Annotated in this window: 17 protein-coding genes; 5 read left to right on the top strand and 12 right to left on the bottom strand. The window is 62.0% G+C overall.

What is annotated here, in order from left to right; all coding sequences use genetic code 11:
* Positions 1-32: 32 nt before the first annotated feature.
* Positions 33-1,250 carry a M50 family metallopeptidase gene (locus ACN50D_RS02465; RefSeq protein WP_007734886.1) on the bottom strand — a complete coding sequence of 406 codons (1,218 nt, stop codon included), beginning with the start codon at positions 1,248-1,250 and terminating at the stop codon, positions 33-35.
* A 7-nt stretch (positions 1,251-1,257) separates the two neighbouring features.
* Positions 1,258-2,415: a 1-deoxy-D-xylulose-5-phosphate reductoisomerase gene (gene dxr / locus ACN50D_RS02460; protein WP_003942815.1), complete on the bottom strand. Its 1,158-nt coding sequence runs from the start codon at positions 2,413-2,415 to the stop codon at positions 1,258-1,260.
* A 120-nt stretch (positions 2,416-2,535) separates the two neighbouring features.
* Between dxr and ACN50D_RS02455 the strand changes: the two genes are divergently transcribed.
* Positions 2,536-2,805, top strand: coding sequence for a DUF2631 domain-containing protein (locus ACN50D_RS02455; protein WP_003942762.1), 270 nt, complete (start codon positions 2,536-2,538; stop codon positions 2,803-2,805).
* Between the two features lie 78 nt (positions 2,806-2,883).
* Here ACN50D_RS02455 and rlmN read toward each other — a convergent pair whose 3' ends face one another.
* A complete protein-coding gene (gene rlmN / locus ACN50D_RS02450; protein WP_003942816.1) occupies positions 2,884-3,993 on the bottom strand; it encodes a 23S rRNA (adenine(2503)-C(2))-methyltransferase RlmN in 1,110 nt (369 codons plus the stop codon).
* A gap of 102 nt (positions 3,994-4,095) precedes the next feature.
* On the opposite strand from rlmN, the gene ACN50D_RS02445 reads away from it, so the two are divergent.
* Positions 4,096-4,506 (top strand): LapA family protein, encoded by a 411-nt coding sequence (locus ACN50D_RS02445; protein WP_073512295.1) that lies wholly within the window; start codon positions 4,096-4,098, stop codon positions 4,504-4,506.
* Positions 4,507-4,601: 95 nt separating this feature from the next.
* Positions 4,602-5,444 (top strand): HpcH/HpaI aldolase/citrate lyase family protein, encoded by an 843-nt coding sequence (locus tag ACN50D_RS02440; RefSeq protein ID WP_211920367.1) that lies wholly within the window; start codon positions 4,602-4,604, stop codon positions 5,442-5,444.
* 79 nt (positions 5,445-5,523) lie between these two features.
* Here the strand turns inward: ACN50D_RS02440 and ACN50D_RS02435 are convergent, their stop codons facing one another.
* From ACN50D_RS02435 to rpsB, 6 genes are all read right to left on the bottom strand, one after another.
* Positions 5,524-6,252 carry a class I SAM-dependent methyltransferase gene (locus ACN50D_RS02435; protein WP_030535661.1) on the bottom strand — a complete coding sequence of 243 codons (729 nt, stop codon included), beginning with the start codon at positions 6,250-6,252 and terminating at the stop codon, positions 5,524-5,526.
* 6 nt (positions 6,253-6,258) lie between these two features.
* On the bottom strand, positions 6,259-7,155 hold the full coding sequence (locus tag ACN50D_RS02430; protein ID WP_003942673.1) for a phosphatidate cytidylyltransferase: 897 nt from the start codon (positions 7,153-7,155) through the stop codon (positions 6,259-6,261).
* Between the two features lie 48 nt (positions 7,156-7,203).
* A complete protein-coding gene (gene frr, locus ACN50D_RS02425; RefSeq protein WP_003942777.1) occupies positions 7,204-7,761 on the bottom strand; it encodes a ribosome recycling factor in 558 nt (185 codons plus the stop codon).
* Between the two features lie 43 nt (positions 7,762-7,804).
* The gene (gene pyrH / locus ACN50D_RS02420; protein ID WP_003942722.1) at positions 7,805-8,533 is read right to left on the bottom strand and encodes a UMP kinase; all 729 of its coding nucleotides are present in this window, start codon (positions 8,531-8,533) and stop codon (positions 7,805-7,807) included.
* A gap of 200 nt (positions 8,534-8,733) precedes the next feature.
* The gene (tsf, locus tag ACN50D_RS02415; RefSeq protein WP_007734877.1) at positions 8,734-9,561 is read right to left on the bottom strand and encodes a translation elongation factor Ts; all 828 of its coding nucleotides are present in this window, start codon (positions 9,559-9,561) and stop codon (positions 8,734-8,736) included.
* 152 nt (positions 9,562-9,713) lie between these two features.
* Entirely contained in the window at positions 9,714-10,571 is an 858-nt protein-coding gene (gene rpsB, locus ACN50D_RS02410; protein ID WP_003942709.1) for a 30S ribosomal protein S2, read from the bottom strand.
* Between the two features lie 313 nt (positions 10,572-10,884).
* Here rpsB and ACN50D_RS02405 point away from each other — a divergent pair, with 313 nt between their 5' ends.
* A complete protein-coding gene (locus ACN50D_RS02405; protein WP_007734876.1) occupies positions 10,885-11,379 on the top strand; it encodes a M23 family metallopeptidase in 495 nt (164 codons plus the stop codon).
* Between the two features lie 25 nt (positions 11,380-11,404).
* On the opposite strand, the gene ACN50D_RS02400 is transcribed toward ACN50D_RS02405, so the two are convergent.
* Complete coding sequence (locus ACN50D_RS02400) at positions 11,405-12,514, bottom strand: MinD/ParA family ATP-binding protein (protein WP_003942711.1); 1,110 nt, start codon at positions 12,512-12,514, stop codon at positions 11,405-11,407.
* Positions 12,515-12,637: 123 nt separating this feature from the next.
* Complete coding sequence (locus ACN50D_RS02395) at positions 12,638-13,564, bottom strand: tyrosine recombinase XerC (RefSeq protein ID WP_003942767.1); 927 nt, start codon at positions 13,562-13,564, stop codon at positions 12,638-12,640.
* Positions 13,565-13,648: 84 nt separating this feature from the next.
* Here ACN50D_RS02395 and ACN50D_RS02390 point away from each other — a divergent pair, with 84 nt between their 5' ends.
* Positions 13,649-14,821, top strand: a complete 1,173-nt coding sequence (locus tag ACN50D_RS02390) for a multidrug effflux MFS transporter (RefSeq protein ID WP_007734871.1) — start codon at positions 13,649-13,651, stop codon at positions 14,819-14,821.
* Here ACN50D_RS02390 and ACN50D_RS02385 read toward each other — a convergent pair.
* Positions 14,818-15,588 (bottom strand): siderophore-interacting protein, encoded by a 771-nt coding sequence (locus ACN50D_RS02385; protein ID WP_007734868.1) that lies wholly within the window; start codon positions 15,586-15,588, stop codon positions 14,818-14,820. The two genes, ACN50D_RS02390 and ACN50D_RS02385, sit on opposite strands and share 4 nt — an antisense overlap.
* Between the last annotated feature and the right edge of the window lie 184 nt (positions 15,589-15,772).

Raw genomic sequence — 15,772 nt, 5'->3', positions numbered from 1 at the left:
ACCGCGCGGCAACCGTCACCCTTCTCACACGGTCAGAAGATCTTGATCGGATTGACGATGTCAGCCGTGAGTGTCAGCAACATGAACGCGCCACCGATCACGATGAATACGTAAGTAATCGGAAGGAGTCGCGTGTAGTCGACCGGGCCGCCGGGAATCAAGCCTCGGCGGGCGCGGAACCAATCACGGATCTTCTCGTAGAAGACCACCGCGATGTGACCGCCGTCGAGCGGCAACAGCGGCAGGATGTTGAAAACACCGAGGAAGAAGTTGATCGATGCGAGCAGTCCGACGAACGTCGCCCACTGTGCACGGTCCGCCGCTTCACCGCCGATAACGCTGGCACCAACCACGCTGATCGGTGTGTCCTGGGCGCGTTCGCCGCCCGTGATCGACTCCCACAGAGCCCCCACCTTCGACGGAATGTCAGCCAACGCCTTTACCGAGTCGACCATGATCTGGCCGGTGAAGTCGAAGGCCGCCGGAACAGCAGTGAGCGCGTTGTACTCGATCAGATTGCTGACACCCTCAATTCCGACAGCGCCTACCTTTGCCAGTTCCGGCGTTGTGCTGCCGTCTTTGGCTACGTAACGCTCAACCGGCGATACGTCGACCGGAACTTGAACAGTCTCGTCGCCGCGCTCGACTGTGAGCGTGACTGTCCCGGACTTGTCGCGGATCGCCGCGGAAACCTTGGCGAAAGTGTCCGTCGGTTGACCGTCCACCGCGACGATCCGATCGCCGGCAGCAATTCCGGCTGCCTCCGCCGGGCCGGTACCGGTGCAATCCGCGAGTTTCCACCCCTGATCCTGTCCGAGCTGCGTCGGAGCAACACACGTCACGCCCTTGACAACAGGCGGTGCCGGCTCCGTACTGGTTCGACCCCAACCGAGGAGCAATGCGTAGATCAGGAGGAACCCGAGAATGAAGTTCATCGCGATACCGCCGGACATGACGACGACGCGCTTCCACGCCGCCTTCTTGTACATCGCGTGCGGCTCTTCTTCAGGCGTCATCTCGTCGAGGGCCGTCATGCCCGCGATGTCGCAGAATCCGCCCAGCGGCAGCGCCTTGAGGCCGTACTCGGTCTCACCTCGACGGAACGAGAAGATCTTCGGTCCGAAGCCGATGTAGTAGCGGCGAACCTTCATTCCCAAAGCCTTGGCCGTCCACATGTGACCGGCTTCGTGCAGGGCGATGGACACGCCGATGCCGAGGGCAAACAGCACTACGCCCAGTGCAAAAACCATGAAAGCTCTAGCCCTCCTGCTTCACGAGCTGACGCGCTCGTGTGCGTGCCCAGCCGTCTGCGGCCAGAACGTCGTCCACGGTAACCGGTTCTGCGGACCATTGACCTGCATCGTCGAGAACAGCAGCCACCGTGCGGACGATCGCCGGGAAGGAAATGACACCGTCGAGGAATGCCTGAGCCGCCACTTCGTTGGCCGCGTTGTAGATCGCGGTGAAGCAACCTCCGGATTTGCCTGCGCTTCGCGCCAGATCGACGGCGGGGAACACCGACGAATCGAGCGGCTCGAATTCCCAGGTGGAGGCGGTGGTGAAGTCGCATGCCGACGCCGCACCTTCGATGCGGTCCGGCCAGCCGAGAGCGAGAGCAATCGGGAGCTTCATGTCCGGTGGACTCGCCTGTGCCAGCGTCGATCCGTCGAAGAAGGTCACCATGGAATGCACGATCGACTGCGGATGCACGGTGACGTCGATGCGGTCGTAGTCGATCCCGAACAGCAGGTTCGTCTCGATCAACTCGAGGCCCTTGTTGACCAGAGTTGCCGAGTTGAGGGTGTTCATGGGGCCCATCGACCAGGTGGGGTGCGCACCTGCCTGAGCCGGATTCACACTTTCGAGATCCTCGGCGCTCCAGCCACGGAACGGCCCACCCGAAGCGGTGAGAACCAACCGGGCCACCTCGTCGCCTGTTCCACCACGTAGGCACTGGGCAAGCGCCGAATGCTCCGAGTCGACCGGCACGATCTGACCCGGGGCGGCGGCTTTCGTCACCAGCGCTCCGCCGGCGACAAGCGATTCCTTGTTCGCCAGCGCCAGGCGCGCTCCCGAGTTCAAAGCCGCCAGTGTCGGTTCGAGTCCCAAAGAACCGACGAGCGCATTGAGGACAACATCGGCACCGCTGTCCCGAACCAGTTCCGTCACGGCGCTCGGTCCCGAACGGGCGGTTACCGATTCCAGCGCCGATGCCGCTGCAGGATCGGCGACGGCGACGTCCGTGACGCCGGTTGCACGAATCTGTTCGGCCAACAACTCGACGTTGTTGCCGCCCGCTGCAAGACCGACTACTTCGAAACGGTCGGGGTTGGCAGCGATGACCTCCAGCGCTTGGGTACCGATCGAACCGGTACTGCCGAGGAGGAGGACGCGGGTACGTGTGGTTTCCTGCACTCGCCCATTGTTCCTGATAACACCTGAGAACAACCTTATCGACGCCCAACTACGTACGACAGGCAGTCGTATGTCACCATATTGGGCAGTAGTGCAACCGAATGAGCAGGAGGATCGACCGTGGCCGATACCCAGTTGGACGTCAAGTCCAGCGCCCCCGTCGTGGTCTCGCACGTCGATGAGGCCGAGGTTCCCTCTGCCGCATGGGGGTGGAGTGGTGAAGGACTCAAGTTTTTCCGTTTCCTCGGATGGTTCTTCGCAATATTCCTGCTTCTGATGATGATCGGAAACCATCACGGCAAGGTCGAGGATCTGTGGCTCATCGGCACCGCCGGATTGATGATCTTCATTCTGGTCCGCGACATCGTCATCCGTCGCCGCCCGCGCTAGAAACCTGACAAAGAGAAGGCCTCCACCAACGAAAGTTCGTGGAGGCCTTCTCTTTACGTGTTTCAGGCCTGGAACGCTTCAGTTCTCGGCTGCCAGCTGGCCACAGGCTGCGGCGATTTCCTGACCGCGCGTATCGCGCACCGTGCACGAGACGCCCTGGGCGATGACCCGACGCACGAACTCACGCTCGACGTCCTTGGGGCTCGCGTCCCACTCGCTGCCCGGAGTGGGGTTGAGCGGAATCAGGTTGACGTGCACCAACCCGCCGAGTGCTTTCTTCAGCTTCTTGCCCAGCATGTCCGCGCGCCACGGCTGATCGTTGACGTTCTTGATCATCGCGTACTCGATGGACACACGGCGACCGGTCTTGTCTGCGTAGTACCGGGCAGCCTGAAGTACCTCCGACACTGACCAGCGATTGTTGACCGGGACAAGAGTGTCGCGCAGTTCGTCGTCCGGTGTGTGCAGCGATACCGCCAGCGTGACGCTCAGGCCTTCGTCAGCGAGCTTGCGGATAGCGGGAGCTAGGCCGACGGTCGAGACCGTGACGGACCGCTGAGACAGGCCGAGGCCGTCGGGTGCAGGCGAGGTGATCCGTCGTACCGCTGCCACCACGCGCTTGTAGTTCGCCAAAGGCTCGCCCATACCCATGAACACGACGTTCGAGAGGCGTCCGGGGCCGCCGGCAACTTCACCGTCGCGCATGGCAGCCGCTGCCTCGCGAACCTGATCGACGATCTCGGCGGTCGAGAGGTTGCGGTCGAGGCCGCCCTGACCCGTCGCACAGAACGGGCAGGCCATTCCGCAGCCTGCCTGACTCGAGATGCAAAGTGTTGCCCGGTCGGGATAGCGCATCAAGACGCTTTCGAGCAGCGTTCCGTCATGTGCCTTCCACAGGGTCTTGCGAGTGTCGCCCGAATCGCACGCGAGGTGCTTGATCGGGGTCAACAAGGTCGGGAACAGCGACTCCCCAACCTTCTCGCGCACCGATGCGGGGAGATCGGTCATCTTCTCCGGATCGGCTTCCAGCCGCGCGTAGTACTGACGCGCCAGCTGATCGGCCCGGAAAGCCGGAAGGCCGAGCTCTTTCACCGCTTCTTTGCGCTCGGCGGAATCGAGATCGGCGAGGTGCCGTGGAGGCATTCCGCGCTTGGGTGCAGTGAAAACGAGGGGAAGAGAGGCAGCCATAGTTACACCATTGTCCCATTGTTTTGGGGTGCTACCCCACTGCCACCCGATTGTGGCCGGATTACCCGTGCAACTTCGCGCAGGTTGAGTGATGATCATGTCATGTCAACCACACCAGAGGATCCGTCGAATTCCCCCGTGTACGGCCCAGCCGACGGTTTCGGCCCCGATCCGGAACTTCCGAAGGTGGACGAGAACAAGGCAGTGGAAAAACACGATCCGGAACCGACACCGACGCCTGAACCGGTGCCGACCGGAACGTCGGTCACCGACCGAACCAGGGCTGCGACGACCTGGGTTGGCCTGGTCATAGGCGCAATTGTGCTGATCTTACTGCTGGTGTTCATCCTGCAGAACCTCGAGAGCGTCTCCGTCAAGATCCTCGCCTGGCAGATCGACTTTCCGCTCGGAATCACGATCCTGCTTTCCGCCATCGCGGGCGCGTTGATCATGGCGTTGGCAGGTGGCGTTCGCATCATTCAGATCCGGCGCGCAGCGAAGCGGCAGATGTGACTGAAATCTAGTTACGCAATTGGGTCGATCGATGGGCCAGCAGGCATCATTGATGTCGTGGAAATCACCGGAAAGGCCCTGATGTGACTACTCACATGGAGAGACCTGTGACCTCGCGAATTGCCCCGCAGCAGGCAAGATCCTGGCTCCTCGTCCCCGCGTCCAAACCGGACACCTTCGACGCCGCACTCGCGAGTGCGGCCGACGCCGTCATTCTCGACCTCGAGGATGCCGTCACCGCACCCAACAAACCAGCTGCCCGCCGCGATGTCGCCGCATTCCTGAGCGAACACAATCACGCCTGGGTTCGGATCAACGACGCCACGACACCGTTCTGGGAAGAGGATCTGGCCGTACTCGCGGGCCTCCCCGGACTCGAGGGTGTCATGCTCGCAAAGACCGAAAGCGGTCAGCAGGCCGACGCCACGGCCGAGCGACTTCCCGACGGCACCAAGATTCTTGCTCTCGTCGAATCCGCGGTGGGACTCGAGGCTGCGCCCGAGATCGCACGCACTGACGACATCTTCCGTCTCGCATTCGGCAGCGGCGACTTCCGGCGCGACACTGGGATGGACGACTCCCCCACGTCGATGTCGTACCCGCGTTCGCGGCTCACCATCGCCAGCCGCGCGGCACGCATCGCTCCGCCGATCGACGGTCCCACGCTCGGCCCCGATCTGGATCTGCTCGCCCGAGACTGTGCGATCACCTTGTCACTCGGCATGGCCGGCAAACTCTGCATGACCACCGCGCAGACTGCCCCCGTCAACGCGGGACTGAGTCCCTCCGTGGCCGACGCGATCTGGGCTCAGAATGTCATCGACGATCTCGGCGAAGACGGCTCACGCGTGCGCGACGGCAGCGACCTGCCCAAGCTTGCCAAGGCCAAGAAGATTCACAAGCTGGCCACCCTGTTCCACATCCCCACCGATCACTGATTTTTTTACTACTGAATCGGTGCAGAAAACGTCAGGCGCTCAAGTCGGAGCGCCTGACGTTCGTCTTTTGGGCCCGCCCTCACGCAAGTTCGAGCGATCGTGGTTTGGATCGAACATGGATCCGGTATCGCACCGAGAAGGCAAGCCCTGTTACTTGCGAGAACGCACGCTCGGCAGTCTTCTCGGTGAATTCGATTCCGAGCACCCGCCGCATATCGTCTCGATTCTCGAACTCCCACCGGGTGTCGACGCGCGTGAGCGAGAATCCTTGAGCCTCGAAGAACGCTTCGACCGCCGCGGGATCGTATTTGGGCAGATCCGCCCTCATCCACTCCCCGTACGGGCCGGCGCTCACATCGAGATCCACGATCAGCAGGGCTCCCCCGGGCCTCAGGATGCGCATTGCTTCACGAATTCCCGGGCCGCAGCCTTTTCCGAAGAAGTACGCCGTACGGGCATGGACGAGATCGACTGAAGCATCCACCAGACCCGTGGACTCTGCTGAACCCTGGACTACGTCGATCGACGCCGAATCGCGGGTTCGTTCCCGCGCGGCCTTCACCAGCGGTGCGTGCGGCTCCACTCCGACAACACGACGGGCAGTACGAGCGAACTCCGGTAGATGGAACCCCGCCCCACAGCCGACATCGACGACATCGCGTCCAGTCCAGTCGACCCGGGCTCGCATCGCCGCCCAGAGGGAACCGTCGACGTCCTGCGCGCGGTTCTCGATTTCGTACACGTCCGGCCAATGCCAGATGTTCGGACTGGGAATGGGCTTGGATCGGCCGGAGAAGAAATCACGCACGAGAAATCAGACGAGTGCGTACAGAATCAGCCAGGTGACAAATGCCGACGGCAGGAGTGAATCCAGGCGGTCCATGATTCCGCCGTGGCCGGGAAGCAAGGTTCCCATGTCCTTGATGCCGAGTTCACGCTTGATCTGCGATTCGATCAGGTCGCCGACCGTCGCGACTACCACCAGGACGACACCGAGCAGGACGCCGATCATCGAATTCGCGTCGAGTATCAACGTCACCGAAAGCAAACTGCCGATGACGCAGAAAATGAGGGAGCCGACGAATCCCTCCCAGGACTTCTTCGGGCTCACAGCGGGCACCATCGGATGCTTCCCGAACAGCACTCCAGCCGCGTAGCCGCCGATGTCGGAGCACACGACACCGATCATCAGGACGAAGACGCGACCGGGGCCGTCGTCTTCGAGCACCATCAACGCACCGAATGACGCCAACAGCGGGATCCACGCCAGAACGAACACCGTGATGGAGGTGTCTCTCAGGAAGTTCTTCGGGGTCGCCTTGAGGCCGTGGTCGAACAACCGCCACACCATGCATACCAGGACGGTCGCGGTGAATCCGCTGAGCACCCCGACCGGTCCCCACGGCCAGCCGAGCCAGATCGTGGCTTGCCCGCCGACGAGAAGCGGAATTCGCGGCACCTCGATGTCGGCTTCACGAAGCCGCGTGGTGACCTCCCACGTCGCGATGAACATCGCGATCGCAACGACGGCGATCCATCCGGGGGGCAGGAAGATCAAAGTGCCGATGACCAAGGCGCCGAGGCCAGCTCCGACGCCGATGGCGGCAGGTAGGTTCCTGCCCGCCTTCGACTTCGGCGGTTGCGCGCCCTCAGCGCCGCCCGTAGGCCCGTCCGTGACGGGACCACCGGCGGTTCCCTCTTGTGCGTGCACCCAAACTCCCTGATCTACTCCCGACGACAAACACTGCAAATGAGGAGGCTATACCTCCATCAACTCTGCTTCCTTGTGCTTGACGAGTTCCTCGACCGTGTGCACGTACTTCGCCGTGGTCTTGTCGAGTTCTTTCTCTGCGCGACCGACCTCGTCCTCGCCGGCTTCACCGTCCTTCTGGATCCGGCCGAGTTCGTCCATCGCCTTGCGGCGGATGTTGCGCAGCGTGACCTTCGAATCCTCGCCCTTGGACTTGGCCTGCTTCACCAGTTCACGTCGACGCTCTTCCGTGAGCTGCGGAACCGAAATGCGGATGATGCTGCCGTCGTTGGACGGGTTCACACCGAGATCCGAGTTGCGGATCGCCGTCTCGATCGCGTTGAGCTGCGAAGCCTCGTACGGCTTGACGATGACCATGCGGGCCTCGGGGACGTTGATGCTCGCGAGCTGCGTGATCGGCGTGATCGAACCGTAGTAGTCGATCACGATGCGCGAGAACATACCGGGGTTCGCGCGTCCGGTGCGAACCGAGCCGAGATCGTCCTTGGCTACCGTGACAGCCTTTTCCATCTTCTCTTCTGCCTCGAAGAGCGCTTCATCGATCACGGCTGTTCCTCCATGTTGTTCTGCATCATTTTTTGGGTGTCACTCACGACTTGATCAGGGTGCCGATCTTCTCACCGGACACCGCGCGAGCGATGTTTCCTTCGGTGAGGAGGTTGAACACCATCATCGGCATCGAGTTGTCCATGCACAGGCTGAATGCCGTCGCGTCCGCGACCTTGAGCTCACGTTCGATGACCTCACGGTGCGTGATCTGTTCGTACATCGTCGCGTCCGGGTCGAGACGCGGGTCGGCCGAGTAGACGCCGTCGACAGCCTTGGCCATCAGCACTACCTCGGCACCGATCTCCAGCGCGCGCTGCGCAGCAGTGGTGTCGGTGGAGAAGTAGGGCATACCCATCCCGGCACCGAAGATGACTACGCGCCCCTTCTCGAGGTGCCTGCGTGCGCGAAGGGGGAGGTACGGCTCGGCGACCTGGCCCATGGTGATGGCCGTCTGCACGCGAGAATCGACGCCCGCCTTCTCCAGGAAATCCTGCAGAGCGAGGCAGTTCATGACGGTGCCTAGCATGCCCATGTAGTCGGAGCGCGCGCGATCGAGGCCACGCTGCTGCAGTTCCGCCCCGCGGAAGAAGTTTCCGCCGCCGATGACCACTGCAACCTGTACGCCCGATCGAACGACCTCTGCGATCTGCTCAGCCACCTTGGTGACCACGTCGGGATCGAGACCGACTTTGCCGCCTCCGAACATTTCGCCGCCGAGTTTGAGCAGGACCCGCTTGAATCCTGGACGTTCGTTGGCTGGTTCGGACATTGTTCTCCTCAGTTCGATACAAGACCTTGTAGGTCCTTCATTCTTCTTCTGCCGCCGAATCGGACACCGCGGCATAGGAAAGCCCCCGGGACTCGTCCCGAGGCACTCTCATCCTGCCTCATCGGAGGCCCCAGGTACACGTAGACCCCGCCGGTAGAGCAAATGCTCTTCAGGCGGGGTCCATGTGTGCGGGCTCCGAATTAAGCGGAGGCGCCGACCTCGAAACGCACGAAGCGCTTGATGGTCACGCCTGCCTCGTCGAGGATCGCCTTGACGGTCTTCTTGGAGTCCGTGACCGAAGACTGCTCGGTCAGAACGACGTCCTTGAAGTAACCGTTGACGCGGCCTTCGATGATCTTCGGCAGTGCCTGCTCGGGCTTGCCTTCTGCGCGGGCGGTCTCTTCGGCGATGTGACGCTCGGAAGCGACGATCTCCTCGGGAACCTCGTCACGCGTGACGTACTTCGCCTTGAGTGCTGCGACCTGCATTGCAGCGCCGCGAGCGGCCTCAGCAGCAGCATCGCCTTCACCGGTGTACTCGACGAGAACGCCGACAGCGGGCGGCAAGTCGGAGCTGCGCTTGTGCAGGTAAACGGCAACGGGGCCGTCGAAGGAAGCGACGCGGCTCAGTTCGAGCTTCTCACCGATCTTCGCGGACTGCTCCGCAATGACGGTGTCGATGGTCTTGCCGTCGAGCTCGAGCGCCTTGAGAGCGTCGAGGTCAGCAGGCTTACCAGCAGCAGCGACGGTCACGATCTCGTCGGCCAGCTTGATGAACTCGTCGTTCTTGGCGACGAAGTCGGTCTCGCAGTTGATCTCGATCATGACGCCGTCCTTGGCGACGACGAGACCCTCAGCGGTGGTGCGCTCTGCGCGCTTTCCGACATCCTTCGCGCCCTTGATGCGCAGCTGCTCGACGGCCTTGTCGAAATCGCCGTCTGCATCTGCGAGTGCGTTCTTACATGCCATCATTCCGGAGCCGGTGAGCTCACGGAGCCGCTTGACGTCAGCGGCGGTGTAGTTCGCCATGATTAGCGAGCCTCCTCATGTGTCTGTTTCGGACCTAGGACTAACGGTGAAGCACGGCCTAACGGTGAAGCACGGCCTGACGGTGGTGCTCGGGCCTAACGGTGAAACGGCCCTGACCAAAAGAACTCTTGGTCAGGGCCGGTTTCAACGAATCAGGCCTCGGTGGCCGGTGCCTCTGCGGCGGGGGCTGCCTCAGCCTCTGCAGCCGGAGCTGCCTCAGCCTCTGCGGCCGGAGCTGCCTGCGAGAGCAGTTCCTGCTCCCACTCGGCGAGGGGCTCGCCTGCGCCGGCTTCGGGCTTCGCGTCCTTGTCGGCGCTCAGTCCTGCACGTGCCTGCACACCTTCGGCAACCGCGGAAGCGACAACCTTGGTCAGCAGTGCTGCGGAACGGATGGCGTCGTCGTTGCCCGGGATCGGGTAGTCGACGAGGTCGGGGTCGCAGTTGGTGTCCAGGATCGCGATGACCGGGATGTTCAGCTTGCGAGCCTCGGCAACTGCCAGGTGCTCCTTGTTGGTGTCGACGATCCACACCGCGGAAGGAACCTTGGCCATGTCGCGGATACCACCGAGGGTGCGATCCAGCTTGGTCATCTCACGCGTGAGCATGAGGATTTCCTTCTTGGTGCGACCTTCGAATCCACCGGTCTGCTCCATTGCCTCGAGCTCCTTGAGGCGAAGCAGACGCTTGTGAACGGTGGTGAAGTTGGTGAGCATGCCGCCGAGCCAACGCTGGTTGACGTAGGGCATTCCGACGCGAGTCGCTTCGGAAGCGATGGACTCCTGCGCCTGCTTCTTGGTACCGACGAAGAGAACGGTGCCGCCGTGGGCAACGGTCTCCTTGACGAACTCGTACGCCTTGTCGATGTACGTCAGCGTCTGCTGGAGGTCGATGATGTAGATGCCGTTGCGGTCGGTCAAGATGAATCGCTTCATCTTCGGGTTCCAGCGACGGGTCTGATGTCCGAAGTGGGTTCCACTATCGAGCATCTGCTTCATGGTTACGACAGCCATGGCTGTGTACCTCAAACTTTCAATCCGGTTGATGCAGGCGATCGGGTGATCCCTGCCCTGGCACCCGCACGGCCGTCGGACCTGTTTCGTGAGAACCAGGACCAGCCGAGGCCGGAAAACGTGCGCGGGCGCGCGAAGTCGGACTGTGCGAGCACAGACCGCTCGACAAGTGTACGTCCTCGTCCCCCGATGCCATAACCACCCCGGAAGCAACAGACCGAACCGGCGGTTGTGGATCGGCGGTTACCTTGTGGATTACCCGTCTGATCTGCATTGAAGCGTGCGCTACTCCACGCAAGATCAAGGAATGACGATGTTGCGCGGAGCTCGACGAGGCGTGGCCTTCGCCGTGATCTCCTGCTGTGTCGCCGTAGGCACGGCGTCAGCAGACACGCGATTCGACTGGCCGCTCGCTCCTCGGCCGCACGTGGAACGCGCTTTCGACAAACCGGCCGAGAACTGGCTGCCGGGTCATCGCGGGGTCGATCTCGGCGGCAGCGCCGGCCAATCCGTCCTCGCGGCCGGTGACGGCATCGTGGTGTTCGCGGGAGTGGTCGCCGGAAAGCCGACGGTGTCGATCGATCATTCCGGCGGCCTACGCACGACCTACGAACCCGTCACCGCAGTCGTTCGCACAGGTGAACGCGTCGCAGCCAGGTCAGTGATCGGAACCCTCGAAACCGGGCACGAAGGGTGCGCTGTCGAAGCATGTTTGCACTGGGGCTTGCGCAGAGGACGCGAGTATCTCGATCCACTCGGACTGGTTCGGTCGCAACCGCTCAGGCTCAAGCCATTGAAAGGAGGCTGATCGGTCGCAGAAATCGGTCGCAGAATCAGTGCCACTCGGAAACGGCGTGCCGACCCACAGCGTCCGCGAAGTCGTCGGCCACCATCGCTGCCAGTTCCATGAACGCTCGTCTGGTGGCCGGTCGCATCAATTCGAGGTCCATCACCGACCCCTCCGCGAGATGCTCGTCGAAAGGAATGACCTCGACGGCGCGGCATCGACGCATGAAATAGTCCACCAACGCGTCCATGTCGATGACGCTCGACCCTGGTCTGGCGGCGCTGATGACGACGACGGTCCGCTCGACCAGATGGCCGTATCCGTGCAACTGAAGCCAGTCGAGCGTTGCCGCTGCACTGCGCGCTCCGTCGATTGCCGGCGAACTGACCAGAACCAACGAATTGGCAAGATCGAGAACGCCGTTCATCGCCGAGTGCATGATCCCGGTACCGCAATCAGTGAGGATGATGTTGTAGTAGACCTGCAAGATGTCGATGACCTGGCGATAGTCGGCCTCGCTGAATGCCTCCGAAATCGCCGGATCCTGCTCACTCGCCAGCACCTCGAGACGACTCGACGACTGGGATGTGTGCACTCGAACGTCCGAATAGCTCTTTATGTCCGGTCTAGCAGCAATCAGATCGCGCACTGTCGAATTGGTCTGCAGCGGAACACGTTGTGCCAAGGTCCCGAAATCGGGATTGGCGTCAACCGCCACGACGCAGTCACCACGCAGCGAAGCAAACGTCGCACCGAGTCCGACCGTGACCGTCGTCTTGCCCACTCCCCCTTTGAGCGAGAGCAGAGCGACTCGGTAGTCGTTGCGGATCGGCTGCTCGATTCGGGCGGCCAGTGCACGGTTGCGCTGTTCGTTGGTCGAATCCCCCAGATTGACCACACCTCCGGTCGCACGATGCAATCCCCTACGCCAGCCGCCACGCGGCGTCCGTTTCGGGCGTTTCAGTAAAGCTTCGGCAACCAGATCCTGGTTTGTCACCTGCTGTTGGCTCGACGGTGGCGGTGGCGTGGACCAGACCTCTTGCAGTCGCGCCACAGGCTCCGGCGTCGGCGCCGGCTCGGGAGCCGGTTGCGGCGATTCGGACAGCCAGGCTGGTTGGCCGCTGTTCGGCAGGTGCTTCACATCTTGGCGGTTCACGAATCCCCCGGATATCGCATGTAATCGAGTGTCTCGACACGACGATCGAACTTTGCCGATTGTTCACTCTTCTGAGCTGCGACGCTACCAAATACCAGCCGAGAACTCGCGTCGCTCCACAAATCAGGCGCGCGGATGGGCCTGATCGTGGACGGATCGAAGCCGTTCGACCGACACGTGCGTGTACAGCTGAGTGGTCGCCAAACTCGCATGACCGAGGAGTTCTTGGACCACACGAAGGTCCGCACCACCCTCCAGCAAATGTGTCGCAGCCGAGTGCCGAAGCCCGTGCGGACCCATGTCGGGAGCCCCTGGAATTGCAGCCATGGTTTCGTGGACCACCGAACGCGCCTGACGCTGATCGAGCCGGCCGCCTCGAACTCCGAGGAGCAACGCTCGCCCGGATCGATCCGAACACAGCGCGGGTCGTCCGTGCTCCAGCCAGCCGTTCAGTGCCGATTCTGCGGGCAGGCCGTATGGCACCGACCGCTCCTTGTTCCCCTTGCCGAGAACACGAAGCAATCGTCGATCGGCATCGACCGACTCGACGTCCAGTCCACACAACTCGCCGACGCGAATTCCGGTGGAGTACAACAATTCCACGATGAGTCGGTCTCGCAGGGCGAGCGGCTCTTGTTGCTGCGCACCGCTTTCCGCCGCATCCATTGCGTCGAGGGCCTGGCTCTGACGCAGCACCGTCGGCAGCGTCCGGCGAGCTGGTGGAGCCGCCAGACGTGTGCCCGGGTCGACGGAAATGCGTCCGGTCTGCGCGAGCCACGCAGTGAACCCACGCGCCGAAGAAGCCCGTCGAGCTACCGTCGTACGGGCTGTTCCTACGGCATTCTGGGCGGCCAACCACGAACGCATGACACTTAGGTCGAGGCGGTCGAGATCTGCATTCTCCGAACCCGCGGAGAAATGGGTCAGCAATGCCCGCGCGTCACCGACGTAGGCGCGGATCGTGTGTTCCGACCGGCCTCGGCTCAGTCGGAGGTGCTCGGCATACGCATCGAGGTGAACGCTCAAGCTCGCCGGCAATGCGTCAGTCATGAACACACGCTCGCTCGCCGCGATTGAAACTGCAAGCTCCCTCGCCGATAGGGTTGATCGGTGAATCGAGCAATTCCTCTGAAGATGTTGTGCGTACTGGCACTGATTTCCGCAATCGCTCCACTGTCCATCGACATGTACCTGCCCGGCCTACCGTTGATGGCGGATGCACTCGACACTACTGCGGCCAGCGTTCAGCTCACGCTGACCACCTTCATGGCAGGCCTCGGAATCGGCCAGCTGATCATCGGTCCGATCTCCGACGGACTTGGCAGGCGACGAATACTGCTGGCCGCGACAATCATCACGGCACTGAGCGGCGCGGCATGCGCGGTGGCGCCGAACATCGAGTTTCTCATCGGTGCACGACTCGTCCAGGGCTTGAGTGGAGGCGCTGCCATCGTTCTTGCCCGCGCTTGTATTGCCGACCGAGCGCGCGGCGACGACGCAGCGAAGCTCTTCAGCATCATGATGATCATCGGCGGTATCGCTCCCGTCGTCGCGCCACTGATCGGCGGCGCACTTCTCGGCCCCGTCGGGTGGCGCGGGATCTTCTGGGTCCTGGCGGTCGCGGGCGCTGTAATGGTGGCTGGTGTCGTTTTGCTCGTTCCCGAGACACTTCCGCCCGAGCGACGCCACGGCGGCGGATTGAAGGCCCTGATCTCGAATCTGCGATACGTGGTCCGCAATCGGCACTACCTCGGATATGCGCTCGCATTCGTCTTCGGATTCGGCGCCTTGTTCGCGTACATCTCCGCGTCACCGTTCGTCGTTCAGAACGTTCTCGGGCTGAGTCCGTCACAATTCTCGATCGCGTTCGCAGTGAACGCCACCGGAATGGTCACGGCAGCGATGATCACCACTCGCCTGCTCGGTCGCGTCGGAGCACGCACGCTGCTGCGTTTCGGGGTGTGCCTACTCCTCATGGGCGGCGCCGTATTGTTCTGCACCAGCGTGGTTTTCAGTTCCACGAATACCTGGTTGATCTTGGTCCCACTGTTCGTGGCAATTTCGAGCATCGGGTTCATCATGGGCAATGCGACCGCTCTCGCCCAAGGAGAGGTCACCAACGCGGCCGGGACCGGTTCAGCGCTGATGGGAGCGGGCCAGTTCGGCTTGGCGGCGCTGGTTTCGCCGTTGGTGGGAATTGCGGGAGAAGACACGGCAGTTCCGATGGCAATCGCAATTCCCACCTTCGGAGTTCTCGCGGCCGTTGCGCTCGTGTTGCTGACTCGCGGCACGGCCGCCGCGAGTTAGTTTTCGGCCGCAGCGAGTTCGGACTTCCAGACCCGGAAGCCCTCTTCGGTGCGACCACGACGCCAATAGCCGGAAATAGAAGCAGCCGACGCCGGGACATTTCGTTCCTTGCGAATGTACGGCCGGAGGTTGTGCATGACGGCTTGCGCTTCACCGTGAATGAACACGTGCGGTTCGCCCGGCAACCACTCGAGCGCCTTGACCGCGGCGACAACCGGAGCGTTGTCGCCCGCCAATTCTTCGCCGACCGCGTCGGACGATGCCCCGCGATGCAGCCAGGTCACGGCAATACCTTCTGGGGCATCGAGCGCGATTTCGTCTTCCGGTCCCCCGACCTCGACGACGGCGTAGCCGACCGCATTCGGCGCCAATCGCGCTATCGACGCGGAAATAGCGGGTATTGCGGTCTCGTCTCCGACGAAGAGATACCAATCAGCGGTTGGTGACGGCGAAAACGCGCCACCGGGTCCCCGCAGAGTAATCTCAGCGCCCGGCTGAACTGACGCGGCCCACGGACCTGCGACACCCATGTCGCCGTGGACGACAAAATCGATTGCAATCTCTTTGGCATCAAGATCGTACGAACGAATCGTGTAGGTGCGCAGTGTCGGCTGATCAGGAGTGCCGAATTCGATCTTTACATAGGAATCGCTGTATTCGCTGGGAGTGAACGACTCGAAGCCTGGTCCCCCGAGAAACACTCGTACCATATGGGGGGTCAATTGTTCGGTCCGCAGAACCGTCAATGCAGTTGTCGGCTTGGCCACAGAAAGATCCTTCCGAAAGTTAGTGTTACCTAACTAATGTACACGACAATTGCAGCACGAGGGCGAAATACCTCGCCGGCGACTCCACATAGCGCTCTGTCGACCTTTGTGCAGAGCGAAAGAAACCGACCAATCTGCTGGGTAAATTCGGTGCTGTTTAGACGAATTATCTGATCAGCTTCAC

Source organism: Rhodococcus sp. SB1D (assembly GCF_048573875.1).
In the GTDB taxonomy this organism is placed as follows: domain Bacteria; phylum Actinomycetota; class Actinomycetes; order Mycobacteriales; family Mycobacteriaceae; genus Rhodococcus_F; species Rhodococcus_F qingshengii.
This window is presented reverse-complemented; position numbering and strand designations above follow the sequence as displayed.